Here is a 15,701-nt window from a genome sequence, read left to right as displayed (position 1 = left end):
GACTATCCTGACCCCAGCAACGGTCCGAGTCAGACTATTGTGGAGGTGGGTCACCGTGCCGACGATTTCCTGGACCACCCCGCCCGGCCGCAAGGCCGGCGCGGCCGAGCCCGCGGGCACCGGCGCCGAGGTCGGCGCCATCGAGGTCGGCGCCATCGAGGTCGGCGCCATCGAAGACGGTGCCATCGAAGACGGTGCCATCGAGGTCATGGCCTCGCGCTTCGTCCTCACCTCGGCCCGACACTCGGTCACGATGCTGCGCTCGGCACTCGCCGTCCGGCGAGCCCTGCTCGCCGCGCCCGGCGCCCTCGGCGTCTCGCTCGTCGCCCGGCCGCTGCGGCGTGAATACCTGACCCTGTCCGCGTGGACGGACCGGGCCGCGCTGGACGCGTTCGTCGGCGACCCCCACCACCGGGAGGCGATGCGCCGCCTCGGACCCGCCATGGCCCAGTCCCGGTTCGTCTTCTGGCACCCGCCGGCCGGCGCCGGCGCCCCCACCTGGGCACAGGCCCACGAGCACCTCGCCGCGCCCGCCGACTGACCACACCCACAGGGCCCACAACCGGCCACGCTCCGCCGGGGTCACGGTCGGCCGCACCCACAGCACCCGAAAGGCCCGCCGCCGACCGCCCGGGCCGGGGCCCGTGACCCTCACCCGCCGCGGGGGATCTGACCGGCACCCGGCAGGCGGCCGTCGCGCCCCGACCATCCAGATCTCGAATTCTGCTACTCTGCGCGATCGTGAAGTCACGGAGGGCAGGGGAGGGCGCGACGGGCGCGAGGCACCGGGCGAGCCTGCGGCAGCGCGAGCAGCGGCCCCGGCCACCGGCCCGTTCGCGGCTGGTCGCCGCCGTGCTGCTGGCCGCGGGCGTGGGGCTCGCCCCCACGGCCATGCCGGCCAACCCCGCCCAGGCCGCGCCGGGCGGCGCGATCCTCGCGGACGGCCTGCCCGGCCCAGACGCACTGGGCGGCCTACCGGGCGCGGATGTGCGGCCGGCGGCCGGCGGCCCGCCGATCGCTGGTCCCGACGCCGGGCCGGTCCGGCCGGCCGACCCCGCCGCCGAGATCACCCAAGGTCGGCCGGCGCCGCTGTCGGCGCCCGGGGCGGTGACCGCCGCCGAGCAGCGCGCGGTCGAACGGTACTGGACGACCGAACGTCGCGACCGGGCCTTCGGCTCCCACACCACCGACCGCGCCGATGCCAACGCCGGCGCGGCGGCGGCGGGCACGCCGTTCGCCGACGACCCGAGCCCCGGACTGTCGAGCACGCCGCCGCCGCCCAGCGACGGCACGCCGTACACCCGGGGCGGTCTGGTCACGGCGACCACCGGCCGGCTGTTCACCACGATCGGCGGCGCCGATTTCGCGTGTTCGGCGAGCGTGGTGACCAGCCCGGTCCGCGACCTCGTCGTGACCGCGGGGCACTGCCTGCACGGCGGCACCGGCGCGCAGTTCGCCCAGCAGGTCGCCTTCGTCCCGGGCTACGTCGACGGGACCATGCCGTACGGCATCTGGACCGCCCGCCGGCTGACCGTGACACCGGGTTGGGCGAGCGGCTCGAGCTTCGACGTCGACGCCGGCTTCGCACTGTTCAACACCCACGGCGGCCGGCACATCGAGGACGTGGTCGGGGGGCAGGGCATCGCGTTCGGCCTGCCGAACACCTACCCGCAGTACAGCTTCGGCTATCCACGCCTGTTGCCGTACGACGGCAACCAGCTCATCTACTGCGCCGGGCCCGGGTCGGCCGACCCGTACGGGGGCCCGGCGATCGGAGTTCACTGCCGGATGACGGCGGGCGCGAGCNGCGGCCCGTTCATCACCGGGTTCGGCCGGCTCGGGCCCGGCCACGGCTGGATCGACGGGGTGGTCAGCTACGCCTACGCCGGATCCACCGACCGCCTGTACGGGACGCACTTCGGCGAGGCGGTGAAACTGCTCTACTACCAGTCCTACCCGCTCTGAGGCGCGAGCCCCGCGAGCCCCGGCGAGGTGCATGGGGCACATGGGGCACACGGGGCACACGGGGCACAGGACCAGCACAGTCGGCCCAAAGGCGGTGTACAAGCGGTCGGTGTACAAGCGGGAGGAGTCAGTCGGTACCGTCTGCGCATGCCGCATCCGGGCAGCTTCGGGCTCCTCCTCACCCTGCACGTCCTTCTCGCGATCTTCGTCATCGGACCGCTGACCCTGGTCTGCGCGGCGGTCCCCCGGCTGCTGCGGGCCGGGCCGAGCGCCCTGCCGATGCTGCGGCTCGCCGCCCGACTGGTGCGTGGGTTCGGGCTGGCGTCGCTGCTCATCGCGGTGACCGGCGCGGGGATGGTGCACCAGGGGTCGTTCGGCAGCGTGCGGTCGTTCAGCGACTCCTGGCTGCTGGGCTCGCTGGTGCTGTGGGTGGTGGCGTGCGGGATCTGCCTGGCGGTCATCGCACCCGGCCTGTCGCACGCCGTCGCCGAGATCGACGCCGGTGGGGACGCTCGGCGCCGGCTCGGCACCGTCACCGGCGGCGCGGTGCTGAGCTCCGCCTGCTGGGTCGTGGTCGTCGCCCTGATGGTGGTCAAACCCGGCGCGTGAGCCGGTGGGCGGCGACCCGACGGGCCTCGCGTCCGCTCAGCTCGCGTCCGCTCAGCTCGCGGCGGCGAGGGGGCGCCGAGGGGCCTCCCCGCGGTCGACGACGTCCTCCAGCTTGTCCAGCACCCGGTCCCACACCTGCCGGGGCAGGTCGTGGCCCATCCCGTCGATCTCCAACAGCTCCGCGGCCGGGATGGCCGCGGCCGTGAGCCGGCCACCGATCACGGGAACGAGCGGGTCGGCGCCGCCGTGGACGACGAGGGTGGGCGGGCGCAGCCCGGCGAGCTCCGCGGTGCGGTCCGGGGCGGAGAGCACCGCGGCGACCTGGCGCAGCACACCGTCGGGGCTGGCCCGGCGGTCCCAGTAGATCTCGGCGCGCCGGCGCAGCCACGCCTCGTCCGGCGCGAACTCCGGCGAGCCGAGCACCCGATGCGCCTCGTGCGCGGCGAGAACGGACTGCTCCACGTCTTCCGGCGCCGGGCGCAGGAACAACCCGATGGCCTCCGGCGTCGGTTGCACCCGGTGGTCGCCGGGGTGCGACATCACCGACGTGAGGCTGCGGACCCGCTCCGGGCTGCGCAGGGCCGCGATCTGGGCGACCATGCCGCCCATCGACAGGCCCAGCAGGTGCGCCGACTCGACGCCGAGCGCGGTGAGCAGGCCCAGCGCGTCGGTGGCGAGGTCGGCGAGCCCGTAGGGGGCGAGGTCGAAGCGTCCGGCGATGATCGCCCCGAGGTCGGGCCGGCCGAGGTGATCGAGGTGGGTGGACAGGCCCACGTCGCGGTTGTCGAAGACGATCGCCCGGTAGCCGCGCCGGGCGAGCGCGGCGAGCAGGTCGGGATGCCAGCCGACGAGCTGCTGCCCAAGGCCGCCGATCATCAGCAACGGCAGACCGTCGTCGTCGCCGTGGATCTCGTAGGCGAGGTCGATGCCGTTGACCGTGACGATGCCCATGGTCGGAAGGTAGCCATCCCGTGGCTGACGTGCACGCCTTCCCGGCTGAATCGAGCCAACCTCACCCATTCGGGCCGCTGCGCCCGCCGAGGCGACCGATCTCACCGGTCGTCCCGCCACGCGTCAGCGCGCACCCTCCGGCTGGTCACTACTTTATGTATCTTCTTAGCTTCATAGAGTATCGATGTGGCCCCCGAAGGGCCACCCGCCACCCGCCGCCCACCCGATCTCCCTGGACGGCCATACGTGATCTTTCCGACGATCGAGTTCGCGGCGTTCTTCGTCGTGGTGATGACGCTGTCCTGGCTGCTGATGCCCCGGCCGGCGCTGTGGAAGCCGTTCATCCTCGCCGCGTCGTACTTCTTCTACGGCTTCGCCGACGCCCGGTTCGTCCTGCTCATCGTCGCCTCGACCCTGATCAACCAGGCCGCCGCGCGGGCGATCCACCGCTTCCGGGACCGCCGCATCCTCGCCGCCGCGATCGCCTGCGACCTCGGCCTGCTCGGCTGGTTCAAGTACTACGGCTTCTTCGCGCTGTCCGTCGATCGCGCCCTGGCCGACGTCGGACTGCCCGCGCCGCTCCCGCTGCTCCAGGTGGCGCTGCCCATCGGGATCTCGTTCTTCACCTTCCAGGCGCTGAGCTACGTCATCGACGTCCACCGGGGGATCAACGCGCCGGCACCGCTGCTCGACTTCGCCGTCTACGAGGCGTTCTTCCCGCATCTCGTGGCCGGTCCGATCGTGCGGGCCAGCGAGTTCCTCCCGCAGCTCGCCACGCCGCGCGACCCGGCCCGGGTGCCGACCACCCGGGCGGCGTTCCTCATCCTCGGGGGACTGATCAAGAAGGTGGTGCTCGCCGACGTCCTCGCCTCCCGGCTGGTCGACCCGGTCTTCGACGCCCCGGGCCAGCACTCGTCCGCGGAGATCCTCGCCGCCGTGTACGGCTACGCCGTCCAGATCTACTGCGACTTCTCGGCCTACTCCGACATCGCCATCGGGATCGCGCTGCTGCTCGGCTTCCGCTTCCCGGACAACTTCGACCGGCCGTACGCGTCACGCAGCCTGCAGGAGTTCTGGCGACGCTGGCACATGACGCTGTCGCGCTGGCTGCGCGACTACGTGTACCTGCCCCTCGGCGGGAGCCGGCGCGGACGTCGCCGGACCTACCTGAACCTCATGATCACTATGACTCTGGGAGGCCTGTGGCACGGCGCGTCGTGGACCTTCGTGCTGTGGGGGGCACTGCACGGCGCGGCCCTGGTCACCGAGCGCCGACTGCGGATCTGGCGGACGAGGCGGGCGGCCGCCGCCGGGCTCGTCCGCATACCGCTGCCGCGCGCCGCCGCCCCCGCCCCCCTCGGCGAACCCCTCACCGCCCAGCGCGCAGCCACCGACGCCGGGGCGGGCGCCGTCTCGCCGGCGCCCACGCCCCAGCCGGTCGGGGTGGTGGTGACTCCCCTGCCAGCCGACGCCGCTCGGAGCGCCGCCGGGAGTGCGACTGGGAGTGCCGCTGGGAGTGCGGCCCGGGTCGGCGGCCCCGTGCGGGGCTGGGCGGCCCGGCTGGCCGTCTTTCACTTCGTCTGCGCGACCTGGGTGCTCTTCCGCGCCCCGGATCTGGACACGGCGGGCCGGCTGTTCGCGCGGCTGTTCACCGCGGGCGGCCCGGCGCCGCTGGTCACCCCCGCGGTGCTGGCCGCGATCGTGGTGGGCCTGGCCACGGCGGCCATCCCGCCGAGCTGGTGGGCCGGGACGCGGGCCCGGTTCGCCCGGGTGAGCCTCGGCCCGCAGATCGTCCTGCTGACCGTCTCGATGATGGTCATCTACGCGGTCGTCGGGCAACAGGACGTCGCCCCCTTCATCTATTTCCGCTTCTGAGGACGGCCCGCCGGGGCGCAGAGGACCAACAGGGCGAGGTAAATCACCTAAGGTAATCGACGCACCACGGAAGACGAGGTCCGGTTCCCCCTCCCCCAGCCGCCGACGGAGCCCGCGACCATGACCGAGCGCGACGATGCGGTGCCGACCCGGCCGCCGGCGTCCGCCCCCACCCCCGCCCCCGCGCCCCCGCCCGCCCCGGCACCCCTGCCCGCCGGACCGCCACCGCGGATCCCCCGCGGACCGCGGGGCCGTCGCTTCGCCCAGGACCGTCCATCGCACCAACCAGCCAGGCAGGAGGTGCCGGCCCAGCCACGCCATCGCGCCCGCCCGCCGCAGGTCGGGGCGGACGCCGTCCCGGCGCGCCGCGCCCTGCTGCTGGTCGTCGCCGTGCTGGGGCTGCTCGCCGTGCTGCGCGCCCCCGCCATGGTCCATGCCGGCGAAGGCATGCGTCCGGGGCTCACCCGCACCCTCGTGCTGAGCGCGGCGCGGCCGATCGAGCGGGTGACGCACACGGCGCGCCTGGACGCGCCGGACCGCTGGCTGGCCCGCGCCTTCGGCCACGGGACCGCGCCGCGCGGCGGCGACTCGGAGCTGGCGACCGCGGCGAGCCGCGCCGCGGCGGACGCGGCGGTGCCGGGCCGCCCCGGCACCGCCGAGCTACCCACCGCCCCGCCCGCCCCCGCCCCACTGCGCCTGCCCACCACCGCCGACCCGCTGCGGGTGCTCGTCACCGGCGATTCCCTGACCGAGTCCCTCGGCCCCACCATCACGAACACGGCGCCGGGCACGGTCCGGGCACAGACCGAGACCCGGTTCGGCACCGGCCTGGTCCGGCCCGACTTCTTCGACTGGGCCGCCCATGCCCGCGACCAGGTCACCGCGCGCAGCCCGGAGCTGGTCATCGTCGCCATGGGCGGCAACGACGGGCAGGGCATCACGCTCCCCGACAGGACGGTGCTGCCCGCCGGATCGGCCGAGTGGGAGGCCGAGTACCAGCGGCGGGCCAGCGTCGTCATGCGAATCTGGACCGGGAACGGCGCCAGGCGGCTGCTGTGGCTCAGCCTGCCCCCGGCCCGCTCCAACCGGTTGAACGGCTACTTCCATCGGCTGAACGCGGCGACGGCGGCCGCGGCGGCGGGGGTGAGCGGCGCGAGCTACCTCGACCTGACCCCGTGGCTGTCGCACGGCGGCGCCTACAGCGACTACCTGACCGCCGCCGACGGGCGGGACGTGCTCGCCCGGTCCCGCGACGGGGTGCACCTGACCCTCGACGGGGCGCGAATCGCCGCGGCGCACGTGCTCGACGCCGTCCGGAGCACCTGGCGGCTGCACTGACACCGAACGGTGCACCGAAGCCGACGGCCGCGCTCAGGTCGGCCGATGCGCTCGGGTCGAACGGTCGGTCTGGGGTGGCGGCCGCAATCAGCGCACGCGGAACCCAAAGCCGGCGCCGTCGAGGTCCGCACGCGCCCGGGTCACCGCCGCGCGGGCGTCGGTCAGCACCTCGCGGGTGGACGGAAGGGTGGCGCCGGCGGCGTCGAGCGCGGCCAGCAGGTCCTCGGCGAGCACGGCGAGCTGGTCGGGCAGGGCGTGGGTGGCGAGCCTCGGCGGACGCATCTCGACGGGCGCACCCGTGCCGATCCGTTCGCCGAGCGCGGCCAGCTCGTCGAGCAGCCGAACCGTGCGCTCCGCCCGGGTCATCCCCGAACCCACCGCGACGTCCCAGGAAGAGCCGGCCCATCCCCGGATACGGCGGATGAGCAGACCCACCTCCCGACTGAGATCACTGACCTCATCGGACATCCGGGCAGGATACCCCACGAGGCCCGAACGGGGCCTTGCCCTTTGCTGTGGCATGGGGCACGCTGGCGACATGAGCCGTTGACGTCGGGTTTCACTTCTGGAGGCGCGCATGTCGCTCAACCGCTCCCCGCAGACCCACCAGAGCCTCATCGAGCGGATTCCGAAGGCAACGGGGCACGGGGTGAACCACTGGCTAAGCCGGCTGGACGACGGTCCGGGCCTGCTGCGCTTCACCGAACGGGTGAACTGGCTACGCGCCGAGCACAACCTGCCGCACAGCTTCGCGGCCGCCCTCGTCCACGAGGCGGACCTGCGGCGGCGGGCAAGCCGGGCGTAAGGCCCCGGGGCGTCGCGGCGGGCCTGGCCGGCCGCCACGGCGCCGCCGCTCCGCCCCGTCCGGCCTCGGTCACCTTCCGCGGTCCACGTCGCGGGAGTCACGTCCCGTCGGACAGAATGTGCGGATGGACCTTGATGCCGCCACCGAGTTCGTCCGCGATCATCACCGGGCGGTGCTCAGCACCACCCGCCGGGACGGCAGCCCGCAGATGTCGCCGGTGACGGTCGGGGTGGACGCCGAGGGTCGTCTGCTGATCAGTACCAGGCTCACCGCGTACAAGGTCGGCCATGTCGAGCGCGACGCGACCGTGCGGCTGTGCGTGCTGCCGGACGACTTCTTCGGACCGTGGGTGCAGATCACCGGCACCGCGGAGATCGTCCGGCTACCGGCGGCGATGGAACTGCTGGTCGGTTACTACCGCGACATCTCCGGCGAGCATCCCGACTGGGACGACTACCGAGCGGCGATGGTCCGCGATCAGCGCTGCATCCTGCGGGTCACACCCACCGCCGCCGGCCCGGACCGTTCCGGCTGAGCCCGGTCCGGGCGGGCGCCGGGCTACTGGCGCAGCTTGGACAGCAGCCGCAGCATCTCCAGGTAGACCCAGACGAAGCCGATCAGCAGGCCGAAGCCGGCCCGCCAGGCCTCGGAGCGCGGCGCGCCCGCGGCGATCGCCCGCTCGATGTAGTCGAAGTCGAGGATGAACTGGAGGCTCGCGNCACCGAGCACCAGCACGCTGAACAGGATGCCCAGCGGCGTCGCGTCGTTGATCACTGGCAGATGGCTCCCGCTGACCGCCCTGACGACCAGGTCGACCAGGCTGAGCAGGACGACGCCGAACAACACGCCGGTGACGATGCGGGCCATCCGCGGAGTGGCCCGCAGCCGGCGGCTGCGGTAGGCGAGGAGCATCGCGACGAAGATCAGCCCGGTGCCGAGCAGCGCCTGCGGGACGATGCCCGCGAAGTCGTCCTCGTAGAAGCGCGAGATCGCCCCCACCGCGACGCCCTCGATCAGCGCGAAGGCGATGACCAGCGACGGGCGCAGCCGATTGCGCATCGACACGACGAGGCTGATGACCAGCGCGACGAGACCGGCGGCCAGCGCGATGCCCGGGGCGTCCCGCCCGACCACCCAGCCGACAGCACCGCCGACACCCAGCAGGGCGAACAGCCCCAGCGTGTGCACGACCACGTCGTCGACGGTGAGGGTGGTCGGCTGCCGGTAGTGGCTGGCGAGCTCCTCCGGGGTGGGCGTCGGCGGCGGCGCGAACCCGCCGCGCCGCAGCACGGGGTTCGAGGAACGAAGGTCGGCCATCGAGCCGGCTCCTCTCGGTCGCCGCCGGGGCGGCGCCACCGTCATCAGTTGGTGCACACGTCAACCACGCAACGAACCCACTGTCGGCGAGGTTCCCGCCGCCCGGTCGGCGCCGTGGGCTGGCGGGCTCGACCACCACACACTGATGTTGTAACGAATCTAGAACGGATAGTAGCGGATTCGGCGATGCAAGGAATCATTGCGCCCCCACACGGGGGCGCACCTCACCATGGCGACGAAGCCTTCCATGCCGACCACCCGCGGCGTTCATCAACGCACGCGGGCGATCGGCAATGGATTGTGCCGGTGGTCGGAGTCGAACCGACACTCGAGCTGTTTTTAGGACAGCCTCCTCTACCAGTTGGGATACACCGGCTCGTCTACATCGCTGATGTTTCTACCATGCTGCGTAGGGTCTGGGAATAACACATCGCGGAAAAAGTGGTCCGGAGATGGCGGCCCCCACGAAAGCGTGACTCATCGTGACTAGGGCGCTGCCGCATTGCCATCCCCGCCGATCAGTGGACGACCCAGATCGTCGGAAAGCCGAGCTCGCGGCTCGTTAGCAGCGTCGGGCCAGTCCGGAGATGCCGGAATCCCGCCCCCACCTTGGTGTCGTTAAGCAGCGGCGGCCGGTGAAGCAGCGGCAGCCGGTGAAGCAGCGACGGCCCGTGAAGCAGCGACGGCCCGTGAAGCAGCGACGGCCCGTGAAGCAGCGACGGCCGGTGAACCCCACAGGAGGCGGGGATTCACCGGCCGCCGTGGGGTCGTGGCGGGGCCCGCGGGCGCGGGCGACGGTCAGCTCCGCCGCTGCGCGGCCTGCGAGTTCGCCTCTGCCGCCGTGGCGGGGGGAGCGGGCGTCCCAGGCGGGGCAGGCGCGGCGGCGGGCGTCCCGGGGAAGGTGGACGCGGCGGGCACGGCCTTGTCCGCGGTGGAGTCGGCGGCGGAGTCCGCGGCGGGGCCGTCGACCGCGGCCGGCATGCCGGGGGCCGCGTGCGTGCCGGCGGCCGGGGCGGACGCGGGGGTCGCCACCCGGCGGAACTCCGCCCGGGGGTCGGCGAACGAGCCCAGCGAGACGATCTCGCGGCGGAAGAACAGCGCCAGGGTCCAGTCGGCCACCACGCGGGCCTTGCGGTTCACCGTGGGCACCCGGCTGAGGTGGTACGTCCGGTGCATCAGCCAGGCGGGCCAGCCCCGCAGCCTGACCCCGTAGATCTCGGCCACGCCCTTGTGCAGCCCCAGGGACGCCACGCTGCCGGCATAGCTGTGCTCGTAGGGCCTGATGGGCTCGTGCCGCAGCTCGGCGAGGAGGTTCTCCGCCAGCCGGCGAGCCTGCCGCACGGCGTGCTGGGCGGACGGTCCGGTCGTCGCCCCCTCGCCCTTGGTCAGGTCGGGCACGGCCGCGCAGTCGCCGGCGGTCCAGGCGTCCGCCACCCCGTCGACCTGGAGGAAGGCGGTGGCCCGCAGCCGGCCGCGCTCGTCGAGCGGCAGATCGGTCCGGGCGAGCATCGGATTGGGCTTGACACCGGCCGTCCACACCACGGTGCCGGCCTCGAATCGCTCGCCGTCGTCGAGAACGACATTTCCATCGAGCAGACTTTCGACCCTGGTGTTCAGCTTCACCTGGATTCCGCGGTGTTCGAGCTGCTTGACCGTATACAGCCCCATTGCGGGCGAAACCTCGGGGAGAATGCGACCCGTCGCCTCGACAAGCACCCAGCGCATGTCCGCGGGCGCCAGATCCGGGTAATAAGAACATGCATCACGCGCCATGTCCTCGAGTTCGGCGAGCGCCTCAATTCCGGCATATCCGCCACCGATGAAGAGGAAGGTGAGTGCGCGCCGCCGGACCGCGGCATCGGTGGCCGACGCGGCCGCGTCGAGGCGGCTGATGACCTGGTTTCGGAGATAGATGGCCTCGGCCGCGCTCTTGAATCCGATTCCCTGCTCGGCGAGACCCGGGATCGGGAGCGTCCGGGCCACCGAACCGGGACAGATCACCAGAATGTCGTACTTAAGGTCGAAAGCATCCCCGAGGAGCGGCTGGATGGATGNCGTGCGTTGCTCGTGCGACACCATCACGACATGGCCGCTGATGATCCGGCAGCCCTTCAGCACCTTGCGTAGCGGAACGACAACGTGCCGTGGCTCAAGGTTACCGGCAGCCGCCTCCGGGAGAAACGGCTGGTAGGTCATGTATGAGTTGGGTTCGACGACGGTGATGGTCGCCTCGTCCCCATGCAGCTTCCGCCGAAGCCGCAGGGCCGTGTACATGCCGACGTATCCCCCGCCGACGATGAGGATGTGCGGTGCCTGCCCATAGCCCATGCAAAAACGGTACCCGCGGGGGCCGGCTTACACCCGGCGTGGAGCCGGCTGACCCCATCTATTCCGTGATGCAGGACACCAATACGGACGACCTTCGGCCCGTCTTGTCGCCGACGGAAGAGTGCCGTGGCTCACGCGCTGTGTCCGTGGCCACAAGGCGTGGGCTTAGTCGAGCCGCTCAACCACTTCCGCCAGCGCCGCCGCGGAACCGAAAACCGTGTCCAGCATCACCTCGGTGACCCGACCGGTGAAGGTGTTCTGCTGACTCGGGTGATAGCAACCCACGACCCGGACGCCCGTCCCGGGAAGTTCGACCCGGGTCCCGTGGCCGAACGGCACCCTGGGCGCCGGGACGGAGTACCCTGCCTGCTCCAGGGCCGGCCAGAGCGCCGTCCACGCGAACCCGCCGAGAACGACGACGACCCGCAGTGTCGGCCGGACGAGCTCCAGGTCCCGGACCAGCCACGGACGACAGGCGTCCCGTTCCGCCGTCGTCGGCTTGTTCGCCGGCGGCGCGCAGCGCACGGCCGCGACGATCCGGGTGGCCGGCAGGCGCTGGCCGTCCCCGGCGGAGTGCGACGTCGCCCGGGTGGCGAGCCCGACCCGGTGCAGCGAGGCGAACAGCCAGTCGCCGCTGCGGTCGCCGGTGAAGATGCGCCCGGTGCGGTTGCCACCATGGGCGGCGGGAGCGAGGCCCACGATCAGGATCCGGGCGTCGGCCGGGCCGAACGAGGACACCGGCCGCCCCCAGTACGGCTGGTCGGCGTACGCGGCCCGGCGGACCGCCGCGACCTCCTCCCGCCACCTGACCAGGCGCGGGCAGGCCCGGCAGACCGACATCCGAGCATCGAGCGCCCCCGTGTCGGCGGCGCCGGCGGCCAGCTCGCGCACCCGCGCGGAGGTCGCCGCGACCGGGGTGGTCGAGTCGGCGAGGTCCCCCGGCCAGCCGCCGCCCGGCCGCGCCGGACCGCGCTGCGGACCGGCCGTCATCCCGCGGCGGGACCGGCCCCGGTCGGCAGGGACGGCGCGGTCGGCAGCGGCGACGCGAGGCTCTCGGCCGCCGAGCCGCTCGCGGCCGGTGGGGAGATGGCCAGGGCCAGCGCGATCCCGTCGAGGATGTCCCGTTCGCTCGCGACGACCGCCGCGGCGCCGGTGCGTTCGACCAGCGTGCGCAGCACGAGCGCGCCGGACGCGATGACGTCCACCCGCCCGGGGTGCATCACCGGCAGTGCCGCCCGCTCGTCGTGCGTCATGCCGAGCAGCCGCTCGGTGACGGCGGCAACCTGCTCGGCGCTCGTCACCGACAGGTGGATGCGGTCCGCGTCGTACTCCGCCAGTCCGGCGGCGAGGGCGGCCACCGTGGTGACGGTCCCGGCGACGCCCACCAGGGTGGCGGCCTCGGTCAGCGGCACCGTCGCGGCGGCGAGATCGAGCGCGGCGTGCACGTCGGCAACGATCGCCGCGGCCTGCGCCGCGGTCGGCGGGTCGTCGCGCAGGTGCCGCTCTGCCAGCCGGACGCAGCCGACGTTCACCGAGCGGGCCGCCCGCACGCCGCGCGCGTCCCCGAGCACCAGCTCCGTCGAGCCCCCGCCGATGTCCGCGAGCAGGATCGGCGTGGCGACCGACGACGAGCCGCCTGTTCCGGACAGTCCGATCTTTCCGAGCTGGCCGATCTTTCCGAGCCGGCTGGGCGTTCCGAGCTGGCTGGGCGTTCCCGCCAGGCCTGGCGCGCCGGGCGCCCGGCCGGATCCTCCGCGCGCGTCCGAGGGGCCGGGATCGCCGGATGTTCCGGGCTGCCCGGGTGCTCCCGACCGGTCGGACGCTCCCGGCTGGCTCGGCGCCCCCACCCGACCCGGCGCTCCGAACTGCCCGGATCCGCCGACGAGGTCGCCGATGGCGCCACCGAACGACAGCGCCGCCTCCTCGTCCCCGCTGATCACCTCGGGGTCGACCCCGAGGATCGCGCGGACACCGGTGACCAGCTCGTCTCGGTTGCGCGCGTCGCGGGTCGCGCTCGTGGCCACCATCCGCACCCTGGTGGCACCCAGGCGTTCGATCTCGGCGGCGTAGTCACGCAGCGCGGCGAAAGTCCGCGCCAGCGCCTCGGGGGCGAGCTCACCGGTGCGGTCCACCCCGGCGCCCAACCGGACGATCTCCATCCGGCGGGTCAGCTCGCGCAGCCCGGACCCGTCGTAGTCCGCCACCAGCAGGCGGATCGAGTTGGTCCCGCAGTCGATCGCGGCGACGCGGTTCACGCCGGCACCTCCTCCGTCGTCCCCGCGGAACCCGCCGCGGTTCCGCCCGCTGCGCAGGCTGCGGCCGGGCTCGCGGCCACGCACGGCCCCCGCCGGCCCCAGTCGTCGACGGCGGCGAGCGCCTCGTCCCCGAAGGGATTCACTCCCGGGCCCGCCGCCAGGCTGTGCGCGACGAGGACGTGCAGGCATTTGACCCGCTCCGGCATGCCGCCGGCGCTCGGGGTGCCGGGCAGGACCTCGTGGGCGTCGCGGCGGGCGAGGTAGTCCCGGTGCGCCGTGGCGTAGGCGGCGGCGAGATCGGGGTCGTGGGCGAGGCGCGCCGTCATCTCCCGCATGATCCCGGCCCCCTCCAGCCGCGACACCGCCGCCGCGGCGCGCGGGCAGGTGAGGTAGTACAGGGTGGGAAACGGCGAACCGTCGGGCAGCCGGGGAGCGGTCTCGACCACGTCCGGCAGCCCGCAGGAACAACGATGGGCGACGGCCACGACCCCGCGCGGCGCACGGGACAACTGCCGCCCGACGATCTCGACCTCCTCGGCCGTCGCTGCCGTCGACACCACGTTCTCCTCCCGCACCGCGACGCTCTCCTCCCCGGGACGGCGACCGCGCACCGGCACCGCCGCCTAGCATCGCAGATCCACGGGGCACCGCAGATCCACGGACGGGCCCAGGACCCGGGCCCGTCCGCCGGCGCGCCGCTAAGGCGTCGCGATCTCCGACCACAGCCGCCCGTACCAGGCCGAGCCGCCGGACGATCCACCGCGTTCGCCCCCGTCACCGGACGCGGGGGTGGGCGCGGCGGGCATCAGGTACGCCCGCTCGCCCGGCTTGATGTAGTGCAGCCGCCGACGCGCCTCGTCGGAGACCCAGGCCTGGTCGTCGTAGCGCTCGACCGTGGAGCGCAGCTCGTTGACCCGGGCCTGGGCCTGCGTGTTCGTCCGCGCGAGCTCCGAGAGCTTGCTCTGCTGCTTCAGGTACAACCGCAGCGGATAGGCGAGGGTCAGGACCAGCACACAGATCACGACGGCGAGCAGGGTCGCCCTCGTGGTCAGCGCGGCGCNCGGCGGCGGCATGCGGATCAGGCGGGCTGCCCGTGCCGCGGGAAGGCTGCCGCGCCGGCGAAGCGGGCGGCGTCGTCGAGCTCCTCCTCGATCCGCAGGAGCTGGTTGTACTTCGCGACCCGCTCGCTGCGGGCGGGGGCACCGGTCTTGATCTGGCCGCAGTCGACGGCGACCGCGAGGTCGGCGATCGTGGTGTCCTCGGTCTCACCGGAGCGGTGCGACATCATCGCCCGGTAGCCGTTGCGATGGGCGAGGTTGACCGCGTCGAGGGTCTCGGTGAGCGTGCCGATCTGGTTGACCTTGACCAGCAGGGCGTTCGCGGCCTTGGAGGCGATCCCGCGGGCGAGCCGCTCCGGGTTGGTGACGAACAGGTCGTCCCCGACGAGCTGCACCTTGCTGCCGAGCCGCTCGGTCAGCGCCACCCAGCCGGACCAGTCGTCCTCGGCCAGCGGATCCTCGATGGAGACGATCGGGTAGGCGCCGACCAGCTCCGCGTAGTAGTCGCTGAGGTCCTCGGCGGTGCGGGTGCTGCCCTCGAAGGTGTACGAGCCGTCCGAGTAGAACTCGGTCGAGGCGACGTCGAGAGCGAGCGCGACATCCGAGCCGAGGCGCAGGCCGACCTTGTCGACGGCCTCGGCGATGAGGTCGAGCGCGTCCCGGTTGGTGGGCAGGCTCGGGGCGAAGCCGCCTTCGTCGCCGACGCCGGTGCCCAGGCCCCGCGCCTTGAGCACGCTCTTGAGCGCGTGGTAGACCTCGGCGCCCCAGCGCAGCGACTCGGAGAAGGTGCTCGCGCCGATCGGAGCGATCATGAATTCCTGGATGTCGACGTTCGTGTCCGCGTGCGCGCCGCCGTTGAGGATGTTCAGCATCGGCACCGGCAGGAGATGCGCGCTCGGCCCGCCGAGGTAGCGGAACAGCGGCAGCCCGCTGGCGGCCGCGGCCGCCTTGGCCACCGCGAGGCTCACGCCGAGCAGGGCGTTGGCGCCGAGGGCGGACTTGCCCGGGGTGCCGTCGAGGTCGATGAGCGTCTGGTCGAGCAGGCGCTGCTCGGTGGCCTCCAGCTCGATGATCGCCGGGCCGATCCGCTCGATCACCGCGGCCACCGCCTTGCGGACGCCCTTGCCGCCGTAACGGTCCTCCCCGTCGCGCAGCTCCACGGCCTCGAAGGCGCCGGTGCTGGCCCCGCTGGGCACCGCG

At 73.3% G+C, this 15,701-nt stretch carries 14 protein-coding genes, 1 tRNA gene and 4 pseudogenes; 6 read left to right on the top strand and 13 right to left on the bottom strand.

The window, feature by feature from the left end:
* Nucleotides 1-34: 34 nt before the first annotated feature.
* A complete protein-coding gene (locus tag UK82_RS42265) occupies nt 35-244 on the bottom strand; it encodes a pentapeptide repeat-containing protein (RefSeq protein WP_396230442.1) in 210 nt (69 codons plus the stop codon).
* Here UK82_RS42265 and UK82_RS03675 point away from each other — a divergent pair.
* Together UK82_RS03675 and UK82_RS03665 are read left to right on the top strand one after the other, a co-directional pair.
* The gene (locus tag UK82_RS03675) at nt 209-541 is read left to right on the top strand and encodes an antibiotic biosynthesis monooxygenase (protein WP_044883504.1); all 333 of its coding nucleotides are present in this window, start codon (nt 209-211) and stop codon (nt 539-541) included. The genes UK82_RS42265 and UK82_RS03675 overlap by 36 nt on opposite strands.
* Before the next feature lie 1,571 nt (nt 542-2,112).
* Complete coding sequence (locus tag UK82_RS03665) at nt 2,113-2,574, top strand: membrane protein (protein WP_044883407.1); 462 nt, start codon at nt 2,113-2,115, stop codon at nt 2,572-2,574.
* A gap of 51 nt (nt 2,575-2,625) precedes the next feature.
* On the opposite strand, the gene UK82_RS03660 is transcribed toward UK82_RS03665, so the two are convergent.
* Complete coding sequence (locus UK82_RS03660; RefSeq protein WP_044883406.1) at nt 2,626-3,525, bottom strand: alpha/beta fold hydrolase; 900 nt, start codon at nt 3,523-3,525, stop codon at nt 2,626-2,628.
* Between the two features lie 246 nt (nt 3,526-3,771).
* On the opposite strand from UK82_RS03660, the gene UK82_RS03655 reads away from it, so the two are divergent.
* Together UK82_RS03655 and UK82_RS03650 are read left to right on the top strand one after the other, a co-directional pair.
* The gene (locus tag UK82_RS03655) at nt 3,772-5,400 is read left to right on the top strand and encodes an MBOAT family protein (RefSeq protein ID WP_055406295.1); all 1,629 of its coding nucleotides are present in this window, start codon (nt 3,772-3,774) and stop codon (nt 5,398-5,400) included.
* 120 nt (nt 5,401-5,520) lie between these two features.
* Nucleotides 5,521-6,738: a DUF459 domain-containing protein gene (locus UK82_RS03650; protein WP_236705467.1), complete on the top strand. Its 1,218-nt coding sequence runs from the start codon at nt 5,521-5,523 to the stop codon at nt 6,736-6,738.
* A gap of 87 nt (nt 6,739-6,825) precedes the next feature.
* On the opposite strand, the gene UK82_RS03645 is transcribed toward UK82_RS03650, so the two are convergent.
* Nucleotides 6,826-7,206, bottom strand: coding sequence for a hypothetical protein (locus UK82_RS03645; RefSeq protein ID WP_044883403.1), 381 nt, complete (start codon nt 7,204-7,206; stop codon nt 6,826-6,828).
* A 109-nt stretch (nt 7,207-7,315) separates the two neighbouring features.
* Here UK82_RS03645 and UK82_RS03640 point away from each other — a divergent pair, with 109 nt between their 5' ends.
* A complete protein-coding gene (locus UK82_RS03640; RefSeq protein ID WP_044883402.1) occupies nt 7,316-7,543 on the top strand; it encodes a DUF4287 domain-containing protein in 228 nt (75 codons plus the stop codon).
* Nucleotides 7,544-7,667: 124 nt separating this feature from the next.
* A complete protein-coding gene (locus tag UK82_RS03635) occupies nt 7,668-8,078 on the top strand; it encodes a PPOX class F420-dependent oxidoreductase (RefSeq protein WP_044883401.1) in 411 nt (136 codons plus the stop codon).
* 23 nt (nt 8,079-8,101) lie between these two features.
* Here UK82_RS03635 and UK82_RS35460 read toward each other — a convergent pair.
* The 10 genes and pseudogenes from UK82_RS35460 to eno form a co-directional block, all read right to left on the bottom strand.
* A pseudogene (locus UK82_RS35460) lies at nt 8,102-8,261 on the bottom strand (Bax inhibitor-1/YccA family protein); the annotation flags it as partial.
* Nucleotide 8,262: 1 nt separating this feature from the next.
* Nucleotides 8,263-8,860: Bax inhibitor-1/YccA family protein (locus UK82_RS03630; RefSeq protein WP_236705466.1), on the bottom strand; the 598-nt coding region annotated here is incomplete at its 3' end.
* A 301-nt stretch (nt 8,861-9,161) separates the two neighbouring features.
* Nucleotides 9,162-9,236 (bottom strand) — tRNA-Leu (locus tag UK82_RS03625).
* A gap of 422 nt (nt 9,237-9,658) precedes the next feature.
* Nucleotides 9,659-10,914: pseudogene (locus tag UK82_RS03620) on the bottom strand (NAD(P)/FAD-dependent oxidoreductase); the annotation flags it as partial.
* Nucleotide 10,915: 1 nt separating this feature from the next.
* On the bottom strand, nt 10,916-11,188 hold a 273-nt coding region (locus tag UK82_RS35455), incomplete at its 3' end, for an FAD/NAD(P)-binding protein (protein WP_236705465.1).
* Nucleotides 11,189-11,353: 165 nt separating this feature from the next.
* The gene (locus UK82_RS03615) at nt 11,354-12,178 is read right to left on the bottom strand and encodes a uracil-DNA glycosylase (RefSeq protein WP_044883398.1); all 825 of its coding nucleotides are present in this window, start codon (nt 12,176-12,178) and stop codon (nt 11,354-11,356) included.
* Nucleotides 12,175-13,443: a guanosine-5'-triphosphate,3'-diphosphate pyrophosphatase gene (locus UK82_RS03610; RefSeq protein ID WP_044883503.1), complete on the bottom strand. Its 1,269-nt coding sequence runs from the start codon at nt 13,441-13,443 to the stop codon at nt 12,175-12,177. Before UK82_RS03610 ends, UK82_RS03615 begins: the two co-directional genes overlap by 4 nt.
* The gene (locus tag UK82_RS03605; RefSeq protein ID WP_044883502.1) at nt 13,440-14,018 is read right to left on the bottom strand and encodes a DUF501 domain-containing protein; all 579 of its coding nucleotides are present in this window, start codon (nt 14,016-14,018) and stop codon (nt 13,440-13,442) included. The genes UK82_RS03610 and UK82_RS03605 overlap by 4 nt, the downstream gene beginning before the upstream one ends.
* A 123-nt stretch (nt 14,019-14,141) precedes the next feature.
* A pseudogene (locus UK82_RS03600) lies at nt 14,142-14,503 on the bottom strand (septum formation initiator family protein); the annotation flags it as partial.
* Between the two features lie 18 nt (nt 14,504-14,521).
* A pseudogene (eno, locus tag UK82_RS03595) lies at nt 14,522-15,701 on the bottom strand (phosphopyruvate hydratase); the annotation flags it as partial.

This window comes from Frankia sp. ACN1ag, from assembly GCF_001414035.1.
Lineage (GTDB): Bacteria > Actinomycetota > Actinomycetes > Frankiales > Frankiaceae > Frankia > Frankia torreyi.
Note: the sequence above shows the minus strand (reverse complement) of the source record. Positions and strands in the feature narration are given on the sequence as shown.

Bases quoted from the DNA above. Each gene is read 5' to 3' on its own strand.
- UK82_RS03675 (WP_044883504.1), top strand. From the start codon at position 209: ATGGCCTCGCGCTTCGTCCTCACCTCGGCCCGACACTCGGTCACGATG.
- UK82_RS03665 (WP_044883407.1), top strand. From the start codon at position 2,113: ATGCCGCATCCGGGCAGCTTCGGGCTCCTCCTCACCCTGCACGTCCTT.
- UK82_RS03660 (WP_044883406.1), bottom strand. From the start codon at position 3,525: ATGGGCATCGTCACGGTCAACGGCATCGACCTCGCCTACGAGATCCAC.
- UK82_RS03650 (WP_236705467.1), top strand. From the start codon at position 5,521: ATGACCGAGCGCGACGATGCGGTGCCGACCCGGCCGCCGGCGTCCGCC.
- UK82_RS03645 (WP_044883403.1), bottom strand. From the start codon at position 7,206: ATGTCCGATGAGGTCAGTGATCTCAGTCGGGAGGTGGGTCTGCTCATC.
- UK82_RS03640 (WP_044883402.1), top strand. From the start codon at position 7,316: ATGTCGCTCAACCGCTCCCCGCAGACCCACCAGAGCCTCATCGAGCGG.
- UK82_RS03635 (WP_044883401.1), top strand. From the start codon at position 7,668: ATGGACCTTGATGCCGCCACCGAGTTCGTCCGCGATCATCACCGGGCG.
- UK82_RS03615 (WP_044883398.1), bottom strand. From the start codon at position 12,178: ATGACGGCCGGTCCGCAGCGCGGTCCGGCGCGGCCGGGCGGCGGCTGG.